The 14,177-nt window shown below is 39.2% G+C and carries 11 protein-coding genes; 7 read left to right on the top strand and 4 right to left on the bottom strand.

The window, feature by feature from the left end:
- Positions 1–216 precede the first annotated feature (216 nt).
- Entirely contained in the window at positions 217–1,689 is a 1,473-nt protein-coding gene (locus CAL6303_RS00800) for an ABC transporter ATP-binding protein (RefSeq protein WP_015195932.1), read from the top strand.
- A gap of 191 nt (positions 1,690–1,880) precedes the next feature.
- On the opposite strand, the gene CAL6303_RS00795 is transcribed toward CAL6303_RS00800, so the two are convergent.
- Positions 1,881–2,363, bottom strand: a complete 483-nt coding sequence (locus CAL6303_RS00795) for a hypothetical protein (protein ID WP_015195931.1) — start codon at positions 2,361–2,363, stop codon at positions 1,881–1,883.
- Positions 2,364–2,663: 300 nt separating this feature from the next.
- On the opposite strand from CAL6303_RS00795, the gene CAL6303_RS31350 reads away from it, so the two are divergent.
- The 4 genes from CAL6303_RS31350 (at position 2,664) to CAL6303_RS00780 (ending at position 5,818) form a co-directional block, all read left to right on the top strand.
- Positions 2,664–2,789 carry a hypothetical protein gene (locus CAL6303_RS31350; RefSeq protein WP_255348442.1) on the top strand — a complete coding sequence of 42 codons (126 nt, stop codon included), beginning with the start codon at positions 2,664–2,666 and terminating at the stop codon, positions 2,787–2,789.
- Between the two features lie 89 nt (positions 2,790–2,878).
- On the top strand, positions 2,879–3,802 hold the full coding sequence (locus CAL6303_RS00790; RefSeq protein ID WP_015195930.1) for an STM4504/CBY_0614 family protein: 924 nt from the start codon (positions 2,879–2,881) through the stop codon (positions 3,800–3,802).
- A 38-nt stretch (positions 3,803–3,840) separates the two neighbouring features.
- Complete coding sequence (locus CAL6303_RS00785; RefSeq protein ID WP_015195929.1) at positions 3,841–4,878, top strand: ABC transporter permease; 1,038 nt, start codon at positions 3,841–3,843, stop codon at positions 4,876–4,878.
- Positions 4,879–5,059: 181 nt separating this feature from the next.
- Positions 5,060–5,818 (top strand): SGNH/GDSL hydrolase family protein, encoded by a 759-nt coding sequence (locus CAL6303_RS00780; protein ID WP_015195928.1) that lies wholly within the window; start codon positions 5,060–5,062, stop codon positions 5,816–5,818.
- Between the two features lie 35 nt (positions 5,819–5,853).
- On the opposite strand, the gene CAL6303_RS00775 is transcribed toward CAL6303_RS00780, so the two are convergent.
- Both CAL6303_RS00775 and CAL6303_RS00770 read right to left on the bottom strand, forming a co-directional pair.
- The gene (locus CAL6303_RS00775; RefSeq protein WP_015195927.1) at positions 5,854–6,282 is read right to left on the bottom strand and encodes a type II toxin-antitoxin system VapC family toxin; all 429 of its coding nucleotides are present in this window, start codon (positions 6,280–6,282) and stop codon (positions 5,854–5,856) included.
- Positions 6,279–6,536: a hypothetical protein gene (locus CAL6303_RS00770; protein ID WP_041738899.1), complete on the bottom strand. Its 258-nt coding sequence runs from the start codon at positions 6,534–6,536 to the stop codon at positions 6,279–6,281. Before CAL6303_RS00770 ends, CAL6303_RS00775 begins: the two co-directional genes overlap by 4 nt.
- A gap of 84 nt (positions 6,537–6,620) precedes the next feature.
- Here CAL6303_RS00770 and CAL6303_RS00765 point away from each other — a divergent pair, with 84 nt between their 5' ends.
- Together CAL6303_RS00765 and uvrA are read left to right on the top strand one after the other, a co-directional pair.
- Positions 6,621–7,550 carry an ABC transporter permease gene (locus tag CAL6303_RS00765; protein ID WP_015195925.1) on the top strand — a complete coding sequence of 310 codons (930 nt, stop codon included), beginning with the start codon at positions 6,621–6,623 and terminating at the stop codon, positions 7,548–7,550.
- Between the two features lie 192 nt (positions 7,551–7,742).
- On the top strand, positions 7,743–10,643 hold the full coding sequence (gene uvrA, locus CAL6303_RS00760; RefSeq protein WP_015195924.1) for an excinuclease ABC subunit UvrA: 2,901 nt from the start codon (positions 7,743–7,745) through the stop codon (positions 10,641–10,643).
- A 70-nt stretch (positions 10,644–10,713) separates the two neighbouring features.
- On the opposite strand, the gene dpdE is transcribed toward uvrA, so the two are convergent.
- The gene (dpdE, locus tag CAL6303_RS00755; RefSeq protein ID WP_015195923.1) at positions 10,714–14,016 is read right to left on the bottom strand and encodes a protein DpdE; all 3,303 of its coding nucleotides are present in this window, start codon (positions 14,014–14,016) and stop codon (positions 10,714–10,716) included.
- Between the last annotated feature and the right edge of the window lie 161 nt (positions 14,017–14,177).

The raw sequence follows: 14,177 nt of genomic DNA, 5'->3' as shown, positions 1-14,177 counted from the left end.
ACTATATTCATTCCCCAAATTATGATCACATTAAAACATACGCATTGGCTTATGATTCTACACATTTTTACCCACTGATATTGCGCTGTAAGATTCGTTCTCGCAAGGTAGTTTTACTACGAGCATAATTAGATCTAATTTTTAAAAATATGCCTTTCTTAGGGGTTTAGCAATGCTAAATCTCTACAGTTTTTAACATGGATGAGGTTTAATAAAATGACATATTTACGCTTAGAGGGAATCACAAAATCTTTCAAATCTTTCATCGCCAATGATAATATTAGCCTTGAGATCGCATCGGGAAGTATTCACGCCATCTTAGGAGAAAATGGTGCAGGTAAAACCACATTAATGAATATCATTAGCGGTCTTTATCAAGCTGATAGTGGTCAAATTTATTTAGATGATAAATCTGTAAATATCACATCTACTAATTCAGCTATCCAACTTGGCATTGGTACTATTTATCAACATTTTATGTTAGTTCCCCAGCTAAGTGTTACAGAGAATATTATTTTAGGAGTTGAGAGAAATTGGCGGTTAAATCTTAAACACAAACAACGAAAAGTAGCAGATTTGTCACAATATTATGGATTAGGTGTTAATCCAATCACAAAAGTTGGAGATTTACCAGTAGAAACACAACAAAGAGTAGAAATCCTCAAGGTTCTTTATCGCAGAGCAAAGTTATTGATTCTTGATGAACCAACGGCTGTTTTAACACCATTAGAAACAAAGTCTTTAATGCAAATTCTCCGTCAACTTGCAGTCGATGGAAAGACAATCATTTTTATTAGTCATAAGCTAGAAGAGGTAATGAATCTTTGTGATAGGGTGACGGTATTACGACAGGGAAAAGTCGTCGCAAATAGGAATATTCAAGAAACCACTTCCGATGAACTATCAGCATTAATGGTTGGGAGAGAAGTTTGTTTGCAGTTAAATAAATCTCCCGTACAACCAGGAAAAGTAGTTTTATCAGTGGAGAATTTACAAGTAGTTGATGATAGAGGTGTAACAGCGGTACAGAATATATCTTTTGAATTGCAGGAGGGAGAAATATTAGGCATCGCTGGGGTAGATGGAAATGGACAGCGAGAATTAGCAGATGCTTTAGCAGGATTGCAAAAAGTCAAGAAAGGGAAGATTAAATTTAGTCATAATACCTCAAATATAGGTTACATTCCCGAAGATAGACACAAAACAGGTTTGATATTGCAGTATGATATCGCCCAAAATTTGATTTTGAAAGCTTTTAAAAAATTACCGTATTCACATAATTTTTTATTACAAACCAAAGCAATTAAAAATCGCGCAACCTTTGCGATTGAAGAGTTTGATATTCGAGCAACGGGTTGTGATGTCAAGGTAAGTCAGTTATCGGGAGGTAATCAACAAAAAGTAGTTTTAGCTAGGGAATTAACTGACGAACCTGTATTAATTGTTGCTATGCAGCCGACGCGAGGTTTGGATGTGGGAGCAACCGAAACAGTACAGCAGAGATTATTAGCAGCAAGAAAACGGGGAGCGGCAATTATATATATTTCAACGGAATTACAAGAGGTCATGGCAATTAGCGATCGCATTGCAGTAATGTATCAAGGTGAGTTTGTCGGCTTGTTGGATGCGAACACAGCAACAATCGAGGAAGTTGGTTTGTTAATGGGGGGGAGGTTAACAAATAAGTAATGAGTAATGAGTAATGAGTCTGTTTTGGAAAGGTGAATTAGACCCCCCTATGTTGCTAAAAAAGTAAAAAGAATCCGCATGTTTTATTTGGTGGGAAGCGACCAGCATCTTCTCAATTTTTGATGACAGTGCGATGTTGTATCGCTTGTACCCGCAGGCATTGCATATACTTAATTCATGCAAACTAACTGTTATGAAACTGCTTCTGCTGATTGAGTTAAAAAGGATTTTAGAGCATCATGTTGTTGGGTAAAGGCTAGGTACTGGTGTGCCATTTCTGGGGTGAGAAATTCGATCATTAAACTGTTTTCTACCCAAAATTCCATCACATCAAAGATAGAATCGCGGTTACAACGCACAACACGCCATTCTTCACGAGAACCAATTTCTTCAATCTCAGCTTGACTTGTTGGAACGGAAATAGCAGCGTGTGTTGCTGTAAACCGAGAAGTATGGGGATTGTGGACAAAATGGCAAGAATCTAATGCAGTTCCAGGCAAGATTTCAGACCCTGAAGGGTAAACTTCAATCCCAGTGCCATACTCATCGAGTGCGACGACCATATAGCTTCCTGGATGGGGTGGGAAAGGGGCTGCTTGACCTTTGACAACTTCTGCTAGAACACTTGCAACATGTTGAGGGTTTTGGGCAGAAATAGAAATGTGGTGAATCATAATTACAGGACTTACTTCTATTAGGCTATGTTTAGTAATACAGAGCGATCGCTTATGCTTATGCAGTGAGGTAGCGGGTTTAGACTTGACAAATACCTGCACGGCAGTTGTAATGGCTTTTCTCAAGCCAAAATTCCCACATGATGTATGAGAATAACTAAACTTATTCAGCTACTCTCACTTGTTTCCCCCGTAAGGGACTTGCAATTAAATAATATACCGATATACCAATCAGACTTTACCGTTTTATACTCGATTCAGAGTTTTTATCTGGTACTTTATTTTGACGCTAGTCCCTAATTGCGATCGCGTCGTCGCATTGCAGTAATGTATCAAGGTGAGTTTGTCGGTTTGTTGGATGCGAACACAGCAACAGTCGAGGAAGTTGGTTTGTTAATGGGAGGAAGTGGAACAAGCAGGGAATAGGGTGATAAAAACTAATTTTATAACCACGATACACATTTTTATTACACTGTTGTAGTATAAAAGTATTGTATTGTTTAATACTGTTAATTATGCCTTTTGATATTTTCTCTAAACGTCAAAAAATCCTTCGAGGAGAAGTACCTGACATTTACCAATATGATAATATTCCTGACCCACTGAGGGTACAAATTGTTCATATTATGAATGATGCACTGGGAGACAATAAACATCCGAAAACTCAAAAAGATTACCAGTGGATTCATGAAACTTTATGTCGTGAATATGGCAAATTTTATCTTGTAAAATTGCCATTGTTGGAAAATGAAGAGTATTATGCTAAAGATCTAATCCAATTTCTACTATCTACTAGCAATACAGAAGAAGTTCTTGATGTTGTAGAATTAAGTTTTTTGGTGATCTATGTCTGTGATAGGCAAGGAGAAAAAACGTATTATGGTAAAATTACACCTGACGAAGCCCTAGAAGAGTTAAACGCTAGGTTTAAAGAACATGGAGTAGGTTATCAGTTTGAATCTGGAAAAATTATCAGAGTAGATTCCCAGATTATTCATAATAATGCAGTAAAGCCAGTTTTGCACTTACTTAACGATGAGAGGTTTAAGGGTGCAAATGAGGAATTTTTACAAGCACACGAACACTACAGACATAAGCGTTATAAAGAATGCCTCAATGACTGTCTCAAAGCCTTGGAAAGCACAATGAAAACTATTTGTGAACACCAAGGCTGGAAATATGAATCTACAGATACTGCCAAAAAATTGATTAGCATTTGCTTCCAAAATAATCTTATCCCTACTTACTTAGAAACCCAATTTTCGACACTCAGACAAAATCTTGAAAGTGGTATTTCTACTATTAGAAATAAACTGGGAGGGCATGGTCAAGGCTCCCAACAAATTACAGTACCAGAATATTTTGCATCTTACCAGCTTAATATGACCGCAAGTACAATTTTGTTTCTAGTGCAAGCTGAAAATTCACTGATTAATTAAAATTTGGATTCGGCAAATCCAAAATTCCCACATGATACATGACAATAACTAAACGCATTCAGCTACTCCCAATTATTTCCCCCATAATTGCGATCGCATCTGCTTTACTTGTAGGTGCAATTCTGATTTTAATCGCAGGTGCAAACCCGATTACAGCATATACAGCCCTGTTTCAGGAATCGCTTTTTGACTATTATGGTTTTGGTAATACCCTCAACAAAATGACTCCCCTATTATTTAGCAGTTTGGGAGTATTGGTAGCATTGCGAGCGGGACAATTTAATATTGGTGGGGAAGGGCAAATTTATCTGGGTGCTTTGGGAAGCGCTTTAGTTGGGTTATACATCAAAGGTTTACCAGCACTGATTCATATACCTTTAGGATTGTTGGTAGGATGTCTATTTGGTGCGGTTTGGGGTGGGATTCCTGGTTACTTAAAAGCGGTGCGGGGTGTCAATGAAGTAATTACAACCTTGTTGCTCAATTATATTGCGATAAATCTAGTTAGTTATTTGGTGCAGAACCCTTTGAAAGAAGTCAATGCACCTAGCCCCTATTCCCCATTGATTGCTAAATCAGCACAGTTACCGATTTTACCCGGAAGTTTAGCCCATGGAGGTATTTTCTTAGGAATAATCATAGCGGTAATTTTATGGATATTCTTGCAGCGAACTCCTTTCGGTTATCAAATTACTGCGGTGGGATTTAACCCAATTGCTTCTGCTTATGCTGGTATTTCCGTACAGCGAACTATTATCTTGGTAATGACTTTAGCGGGTGGATTAGCTGGATTGGCTGGTAGTTGTGAAGTTATGGGGTTGAAATATCGCTTATTTGAAGAAGTTTCACCCGGTTACGGCTTTGATGCGATCGCTATTGGGTTTCTCAGTCGTGGTAATGTTCTGGGTGTGGTGTTGACTTCTTTATTTTTTGCCGCTTTGCGGAGTGGTGCGAATGTCATCCAGCGTAGCGCAGGTGTTCCGGTAACTGTTGTGTTTGCGATTCAGGGGTTGACGATGTTGTTTATTGCTATTGCTTTGGCTTTGGAATCTAGATATTCCAACCCTCTTAGTTAGTACGTGAAGGCAGAAGTAAGTAGGCAGAAGGTGTTACCCTGAGCTTGTCGAAGGGCAGAAGGAATAAAGCCTATTTTAGAAGCTTTTTGTAACTTTAGAATGGTTGGTTCATTTCCGCCGTACTCTACTAGTGCGTAAGTTCTGATAATTTGTGATAACTTGCAACTCAAAACCGAAAAACATGAAACTTCGTAAACTTAATGTTATTTTGAGCGCTCTAGTATTAACAATACTGGGAAGTTCAATTTTTCTAAATTTTGTTCTTTATAACCAAGCCAAAAAATATTACCTCGAAGTCAACCAAGTACGTTTAGACCCTTTAGGATTGACATATCACCCCATCAATTCTTCAGAAGCAACGAATACCCGTTCTTTGCGTGTAGTTTTCTTCGGTGATTCCAGAGCATTCGGTTGGATATCTCCCAATGTGAAGGAATATGAGTTTATTAATCGGGGGATTTCGTCTCAAACTTCAGTTCAATCTCTTGAAAGATTTTCATCTCATGTTAGTTCCTTAAAACCCAATCTAGTAGTTATTCAAATTGGTATCAACGATTTAAAAAATGTTGCTTTATTTCCCGATCGTCGAGATACTATTATTAGAAACTGTAAAGCAAATATTCGGCGAATTGTAGAAGATTCAAAAAATCTTGGTGCAACTGTAATCGTGACGACTATTTTCCCGGTAGGTGAAGTCCCACTACAGCGTAAACCCTTTTGGTCGGATGATGTAGGTAAGGCAGTGAAAGAAGTAAATACCTACATCGCTACATTAGCTGATAACAAAACCATAGTGTTCGATACCTTTCCTATTCTTGCAGATAACCAGGGCATGGTGTTAGAAAAATATCGCTCTGACGAGTTGCATTTAAATCAACAGGGATATATGGCTATAAATAGTAAATTTGTAGAATTATTAAATGCGATCGCCCTAAAATAGACAAAATAACTTGCTAGGGATTTTTTTTAAGTTTTTTAAAAAGAGGGATGAAAAACTCTTTCAAAAGGCTGTTGACGATAACGTCGATAGATATCAAAGTCGCTATCTAAAGTAGCGATGGCACTAATATCTAACCGCTCGGAAATGGCAATTAGACTTAAATCGGCAAAATCTCCTGGCAAGTCTGCATATTGAGCATTTAGTTCTGCAATCCGAGTGAAATCTTGTGGTAATAGAGGTACACATTCGTAGAGTTCCTTTGCCAAATCCAACAAAAATTCATTTTGAGTCCGCCAATTAGAACTGAGTAACCACATAACTTCCGTAACACAGCTATGAGTAGTAATTAACCGACTGGTACAACTTTCTAAAAAGCGACAAACTTCCAGGTGATAATTGTCAGTAGCACTGTAATAAGCTGTTAAAATTCCACTGTCAATGAGGATAAGGGAATTATAAGTCATGAGTGCCGATGTTTGAGATAGTCAGCGATCGCTTGTTTCCGTGTCCTTCGTTCCGACAAATCAGGGGGTGCATCTTCTAAAAGATGCTGAGGATGTCCACCTCTTCTTTGAACAAACGTCCTATCTAAGTCGAGGGTTAACCATCGTTCCTTAATTAGCCGTTTAATCAAATCACTGCGGTTGATATCTCCTTCGTGACTGAGGATATCAGCCAATTGTTGCTCGGTTTCAGGATCTAATCTTACAGACAGCATTGTAATACTTGTATGACATATACAGTAATTATAGCCAATTGAGATTGCCGATTGCTCGAACATACAACTACTTCAGTTATTTTGATGAATGATAACCTAAGTTTTTTCACAGATTACCTAGCAGCTAGCATTCGTTTAGCGGTTCCCATTGCCTTTGCAGCTTTAGGTGGAATGTATTCCGAGCGCGGAGGAGTGTTAAATATAGCCTTGGAAGGAATGCTATTAACTGGTGCTTTTTCTAGTGCTGCCGCCACTTTTTATACAAATAATCCCTGGCTCGGAGTGATGGCTGCTGTAATTACTGGGGGTATGCTGGGGTTACTCCATGCTTACTTATGCGTGAGTTTGGGGGTTAATCAGTTGGTATCTGGATTGGCAATTAACTTGGTAGCATCTGGATTAACATCATTTTTGGCAAGGCTGGTATTCGCTGGTGGTAGCGCCCAAAAATTAGCGGCAATTGGAGCATTTAAAATTCCGGGACTCGCAAATATACCTGTGATTGGTGAGCTTTTCTTTCAGCAAGATGCTTTAGTATATTTACTGATATTATTAATTACTTTTAGTACATACTTTTTGTTTTATTCCAGCCCCGGCTTAACCTTACGTGCGGTGGGAGAATATCCACAAGCTGTTGAGACTACAGGAATTTCAGTCATGAAGGTACGTTATTTAGCAGTAATCACAAGTGGTTGTCTGGCAAGCTTGGGGGGAGCTTACTTGAGTTTAGTACAGATAAAATACTTTGCTGAAGGAATGACTGCGGGAAAAGGATTTATTGCGATCGCAGCTTTAATCTTTGGTAAATGGCACCCTTTAGGTTGTGGGTTGGCAAGTTTGTTATTTGGTGCTACCGAGGCTTTACAGTTACGAATTCAAGCTTTAGGAGTGAATATACCCTATCAATTTCTAATTATGCTGCCTTATGTAGTCGCATTGCTAGCTTTAGTTGGCTTGGTGAAAAAATCCGCACCCCCCGCAGCTTTGGGAATTGCCTACAATCGGGAAGATTAGAGTTGAGGGACTAGCACTGAAGAATTATCTCACCCTCTCCTAAAAGACTGAATTTGTGAGTATCTCTAGTTATAAACTTGAATCTAATCTGTTAGATTTTTGAAAGTTGGAATGATTTTCATGCCATAGCCCAGAGAGTAGTGGTACTATTAAGAACTGTTTCGCCTTGCCTCCCACATTTCAACCGCCGATATGTCAGAAACTCAGTTTGCTGCATCCTCGAACGGAAACCCCCCGAAGTTGACCCATGACAACTCTAATATGATTCGGATTAGGGGTGCTAGACAGCACAATCTGAAGAATGTTGATTTGGAAATTCCCAGGGACCAGTTAATTGTTTTTACTGGTGTTTCCGGTTCTGGTAAGTCCTCCCTTGCCTTTGATACGATTTTTGCCGAGGGACAACGTAGATACGTTGAATCTCTTAGTGCTTATGCACGACAGTTTTTAGGACAGTTAAATAAACCCGATGTGGAAGCAATCGAGGGTTTAAGTCCAGCGATTTCCATCGATCAAAAGTCTACTTCCCATAACCCGCGTTCAACCGTCGGTACAGTCACCGAAATTTATGATTACATGCGGTTGCTGTTTGGGCGGGCTGGTGAACCCCATTGTCCCATATGCGATCGCAATATCGCTCCGCAAACCATTGATGAAATGGTTGATCGAATTATGGAGTTGCCAGAACGGACTAAGTTTCAAATTCTCGCACCCGTAGTTAGAGGGAAAAAAGGTACCCACAAAAAGCTAGTTTCGGGTTTAGCTTCCCAAGGTTTTGTGCGGGTTCGCATTGATGGGGAAATTCGGGAGCTTTCGGATTCCATTGAACTAGATAAAAATATTACCCATACCATCGAAGTTGTTATCGATCGGTTGGTGAAAAAAGACGGACTTCAAGAGCGTTTGGTGGATTCTCTCTCTACATGCCTGAAGCTTTCGGAAGGTATAGCGGTAATACTTTATACGCCTGAAGCAGACAGGGAAGAGACAGAAGATCAGGAATTAGTATTTTCCGAAAACTTTGCCTGTCCCGAACATGGTGCAGTTATGGAAGAACTATCACCAAGGTTATTTTCCTTCAACTCCCCCTATGGTGCTTGTCCAAATTGTCATGGAATTGGGACATTAAAGCGGTTTTCTCCAGAGTTAGTTGTACCAAATCCAGAGGCTCCTGTCTACGCAGCGATCGCACCCTGGTCAGAAAAGGAAAATTCCTATTACTTAGAACTACTTTATAGTTTAGGACAAACCCACAACTTCGAGTTACAAACCCAGTGGAGTAAACTCACCGACGAACAGCGGGAAACTATTCTCAACGGAGAATCAAAGGAGACAAAACCCCAAGATGACGAGAAAGGGAAAAAAATTCCGATTTTTCGCGGTGTCCTCCCCATCTTACAGCGGCAGTATGAAGGTGGCTCTGAGTTAATTAAACAAAAATTAGAACAATATTTAGTAGATCAAGCTTGTCCAGTTTGTCATGGAAAGCGCCTAAAACCGGAAGCTTTAGCTGTAAAATTGGGCAAATACGGGATTTTGGACTTTACCAGTGTGTCAATTCGTGACGCTCAAGATCGAATTGAAACCCTAAAACTAAATCCCCGTCAAGCTCAAATTGCCGAGTTAGTTTTACGAGAAGTCAAAGCCAGATTAAAATTTCTCCTCGATGTTGGTTTAGATTACCTCAGTCTTGACCGTCCAGCAATGACCCTTTCCGGTGGTGAAGCACAACGCATCCGACTAGCAACACAAATTGGTTCCGGGTTAACAGGGGTATTGTATGTTTTAGATGAACCCAGCATCGGTTTACATCAACGGGATAACGGACGATTACTCAAAACCCTCACCCGACTCCGCGATTTGGGAAATACCCTAATTGTGGTGGAACATGATGAAGAAACCATCCGTGCTGCCGATTATGTGGTGGATATTGGTCCCGGTGCAGGGATGCATGGCGGAAATATTGTTTCCCAAGGCGATTTGGAGTCTTTATTAACAGCAGAGAACTCCCTTACAGGTGCATATTTATCAGGTAGAAGAGTCATCCAAACCCCAACCAAAAGACGGGAAGGAAATGGCTTAAGCTTAATGATTAAAAATGCTAATCGTAACAACCTCCAAAATATCAGTGTTGATATTCCTTTAGGCAGACTTGTAAGTGTGACAGGTGTATCTGGTTCTGGGAAGTCAACATTAATTAACGAATTACTTTATCCAGCACTACAACATCACATTACCAAAAGAGTTCCATTTCCCAAAGATATTGATGGCATTCAAGGACTCAATGCAATTGATAAAGCCATAGTTATCGATCAATCACCAATTGGACGGACACCTCGTTCTAATCCTGCCACATATACAGGTGTTTTTGATATTATTCGTGATGTTTTCTCCCAAACAATCGAAGCAAAAGCACGAGGTTATAAACCTGGACAATTCTCTTTTAATGTTAAGGGTGGACGTTGCGAAGCCTGTAGTGGTCAGGGTGTCAACGTCATCGAGATGAATTTTCTCCCTGATGTATATGTCCAATGCGAAGTTTGTAAAGGTGCCAGATATAATCGGGAAACCCTACAGGTAAAATACAAAGATAAATCAATTGCTGATGTCTTGAATATGACAGTTGAAGAAGCATTGGAATTTTTTACTAATATTCCTAAAGCTGTCGTCAAACTCCAAACATTATTGGATGTTGGTTTAGGATATATTCAACTTGGACAACCTGCAACAACTTTATCTGGTGGTGAAGCACAGCGGATTAAGTTAGCGACAGAATTATCCAGACGCGCAACTGGAAAAACACTCTATTTAATCGATGAACCAACTACAGGTTTATCGTTTTATGATGTCCATAAACTTTTGGATGTATTGCAAAGGTTGGTAGACAAAGGTAATTCTGTACTCCTAATTGAGCATAATTTAGATGTAATTCGTTGTTCCGATTGGATAGTAGATTTGGGACCAGAGGGAGGGGATAAAGGAGGAGAAATTATTGCCGTGGGAACACCCGAAGATGTGGCAAAAAATAAAAAATCCTACACCGGGAGTTATTTGAAGCAGGTGTTGAAACAATATCCAGCGGTTGTAGGGTAATTCAATACATCATATCCCCGACTTTTTGGAAAAGTCGGGGATTTCAACCCCACTAACCAGATGTCAAAAATTAGTCTTCGTCAACATAAGCAGGTTGTCGTCCTGAAACAATCATAAAACCGACAGAATCCAGGCGAATTAAAGGATTTTGAATTCCTTCAATAATGACTTTACTTAATTCTATTTCGTTATTAAGTTCCTGTTCTAGTGCTGCATGAGAACCTTGCCCTTGTTCCTTAAGTCGATTTAAACGTAAACGCAATTGTTCCAATCTTCTAGCTAACTTTTGTTCAGCGTAGGTACTACTTTTCTGACATAATTGACTAAAATCTGGCTGTTGAGTGATCAATTCTAAGGATCTTCGCCGTGCAATGGTGCAAATTTCCTGCCATTTGTTAGGTTCGACAAATTCATCAATAATCTGTAACCTATTTTTGGCTAAGTTGTAATCCTGAATTCTGTTTCCTTTGGATTTATAAGGAAGTTGGAGAATATTTAAAAGTTTTTCATCTTGAACAACTGGCATTGGTTCATACCTGGCATCAATGAATATACTTTTCACAAATGGAGGAAATAAACCATCTACACGTCTTTGCAAAATTTTGCTATTTGTAATCTTTTTTTGCTGATTGGTTATGTTTGTTTCCACAACATAATTAAATCTAAAGCCGTACCATTCTTCACCTTCTCCAGAATCCCAATTTTCATCGAATCGCCACATAGCATATGTTTTACCTCTATCATCCCAATTGATATAGGATAATAGTGAATCTAAAAGTTTTTCACCAATACGATAAAGTTTAAATTCTGGCTGCTGATTAGCGATACTACGATTAAATGTCCCAAAACCTTCTAAGGCATTAGCAAAGTTGTTTTTTAAATCATCAGTTGGAATTAATGTGCGTTCGGTAGCTTGATAACGCTTTGCACCTGATATATTGGGATTACTGATATGTTTAAAGTGCAACACTGAGCAAATCCAATCTTCGGTAACTTGCTGCATTTGTTGGTGGCGAGCGTCATAATCATCTAAACTTTGGAAATATTCGGTAGAACTACGATCTAGAACATCAATTTCATCAATGGCATTTTGTTCGCTAATTTTTATTTGCTCTTCGACAATTTCTTGCTTGATGAGTTCGACGCTTTCTAATAGTCCCGCTGCTCCTTTTCTAAATAGTATTTCAGCTAATTTAGGCAATTTTTCATCTACATAAAATTGCAAACTAGCGATTGATTGCTGGAAGATATTAAACCCTTCTTTCAAAAGGCTAAACCATGCATCATGAATACTATCAGGTAAATCAACACCAGCAAATATTGTAAATTCTACCTTTAATGGGCGACCAATTCTGTCTACTCTACCGATTCTTTGCTCTAGACGATTTGGCGACCAAGGTATGTCAAAATGAATTGTGTAGTCAACAAATTGTAAATTTAAACCTTCTTCTCCAGAAAAATCACATACTAAAACAAAGCAATTGGGGTCTTTTTTAAATCTGTTTAAGTTTTCTTCTACTTGAGAGCGAGTTTGTCCAGATTGATTAGCTGCAATTGCATCTTTCCCTAAGCAATCTGTTAATAAACGGATAATTTCAGTACAAGATTGTCTGAAACTAGTAAAGACAACAATTTTTGGTAAACTATCTCCGGGTATTGGTCTTTTGAGTCGTCTTTGTACCTCTAGTAATAGTTTGGGGATGTTTACTTTCAATGATTGTAGCTTCAAAGGTTCGCAGAGATGATGGAGTATAACTGTTTTGAGTAATTCTAGTCTGTCTCCATCTTCTGAAGGTTGTTGAATAACTTGCAGTAAACTTTGTAAAATCTCGTCTTCGTTGGTAAATTTTGGGGTTTGGGTAATGATGCTATTAGATTCGGCACCAAATTCTTGAACTAATACTGGGGAGGATATACCCGACAAACGTCCTTTAATTACCTGTTCTAAAATACCTAACCAAGTGCCAGAAGCGCGAAATAACAAGAGAAAAATCTGATGGTATTTTGCCTCATCAGGTGCTGCGCTGCGCCATTGTTCAATTATTTCATGGATGTCATAACTGCGCTCATCTAGATCATATTCGGCTTTGAGGGTAATTTTGCGGTCAAAAATTACATCTTCGACGGAAGCACGACGATTGCGAAGCATTCGACGGTGAAGTCTGTAGGTGTCGCTGATGTGGGTACGAATTGCCCTGACGGTTGTGATGAGATCACCAACTTTGGCTTCTATAATACCTTCTAAGCTAGCTGTTAATTCCAATAAATAATTATCTTCGGGAAAGAGATTGCGAAGTGTTTTGAGATTAGTTTTGAGGACGAGAGAATCTGCATCTTCTTTAAACGACAGCAGCACCCTACCAATATCTTGGCGTTTTAGTACCTTATCTCGAAAACTAGCTAAATCGTTGAGTTGATAGGTGCTGGGGTCAAGAAAATGCAGCATTGCCAGAAAATCTTGTTCGTGGTTGAGAACTGGAGTTGCCGAAAGTAGCAGTAAGCGATCGCATTTGTGTGCGAGACTCCTATAAGCCTCAAAAAGCTTCTGTTTTGCTGCATCTTTAGAGGTTCCCATTGCTGCAATATGGTGTGCTTCGTCCAAAATAAGTAAGCCAATTTTGACTTTTGGGTTAATCTTTTGAATATCCTCAACCGCAAGCACTGCTACCCTTTTGGGAAAATGGGAGATGTAAAACTTATTTTCTAGCTCAGTTTTCCATTGTGATAATAGATACTGGGGAACTATAACCACTGCATATCCTGAAGTTTCATCCAAAAGGTATTGACGTAGAATTGCCCCAGCTTCTATGGTTTTTCCTAAGCCAACTTCATCTGCTAGTAAATAACGTTGAATGGGGTCTTCCAATACACGTCGCACAACTTCGGCTTGGTGGGGAAAAAGTTTAACGTTGGCAGAAATTAATCCTGTCATCCCTCGACTTACTGCACGTTGTGAGATCAATGATTTGACTAAAGCGAATCGACGATCATGAAAATAGGGCGTTTCTTGCCCTTTCATTGCTAAAGTTTCAATTGGATCTGCTTGAGGTAGTCTACAACGAATGTAAATTTCCTTCTCGCTGACTAAGATGGTTTTTTTACTGGGTAAATCAATTTGATACCGACAAATATCCTCATCCCACTCATAGACTCTACCAATAATCCAAGTTTTAGAACTTTCTTGATAAAGATAGCATCGAGTCTGACGCTCTAGTTTAAACCGAGACAGCGAGTCTAAGGGTAAACTTCTTTCTATCCGCTGCCCAACTGAGCAAAAATACTCAACTGTTGCTAGGGCATCAGACAGATTAACTACCTTCCCTACACCCAAGTTATTATTTCGGGAAGATACCAATGAACCGAGTAATATCATACTTTAAACGTAACTCCCCAGGTTAGTGTCACCTTGCGATCGCAAGGTTTATTGTATCTATGTGCCATTTGCTTCCTTCAGGACGACTTCTCCAATAGAGAAACATCATTAGCGCGAAGTTCAGCGTAGTTTCAACCAAGGCAGCAGCACAAATCTTTAGT

The organism is Calothrix sp. PCC 6303 (assembly GCF_000317435.1).
Lineage (GTDB): Bacteria > Cyanobacteriota > Cyanobacteriia > Cyanobacteriales > Nostocaceae > PCC-6303.
This window is presented reverse-complemented; position numbering and strand designations above follow the sequence as displayed.

What these genes read in the sequence shown, in the direction of transcription:
- CAL6303_RS00780 (WP_015195928.1), top strand. Translation starts at nt 5,060, where the DNA reads ATGAAACTTCGTAAACTTAATGTTATTTTGAGCGCTCTAGTATTAACA.
- CAL6303_RS00785 (WP_015195929.1), top strand. Translation starts at nt 3,841, where the DNA reads ATGACAATAACTAAACGCATTCAGCTACTCCCAATTATTTCCCCCATA.
- uvrA (WP_015195924.1), top strand. Translation starts at nt 7,743, where the DNA reads ATGTCAGAAACTCAGTTTGCTGCATCCTCGAACGGAAACCCCCCGAAG.
- CAL6303_RS00790 (WP_015195930.1), top strand. Translation starts at nt 2,879, where the DNA reads ATGCCTTTTGATATTTTCTCTAAACGTCAAAAAATCCTTCGAGGAGAA.
- dpdE (WP_015195923.1), bottom strand. Translation starts at nt 14,016, where the DNA reads ATGATATTACTCGGTTCATTGGTATCTTCCCGAAATAATAACTTGGGT.
- CAL6303_RS00795 (WP_015195931.1), bottom strand. Translation starts at nt 2,363, where the DNA reads ATGATTCACCACATTTCTATTTCTGCCCAAAACCCTCAACATGTTGCA.
- CAL6303_RS00800 (WP_015195932.1), top strand. Translation starts at nt 217, where the DNA reads ATGACATATTTACGCTTAGAGGGAATCACAAAATCTTTCAAATCTTTC.
- CAL6303_RS00775 (WP_015195927.1), bottom strand. Translation starts at nt 6,282, where the DNA reads ATGACTTATAATTCCCTTATCCTCATTGACAGTGGAATTTTAACAGCT.
- CAL6303_RS00765 (WP_015195925.1), top strand. Translation starts at nt 6,621, where the DNA reads ATGAATGATAACCTAAGTTTTTTCACAGATTACCTAGCAGCTAGCATT.
- CAL6303_RS00770 (WP_041738899.1), bottom strand. Translation starts at nt 6,536, where the DNA reads ATGCTGTCTGTAAGATTAGATCCTGAAACCGAGCAACAATTGGCTGAT.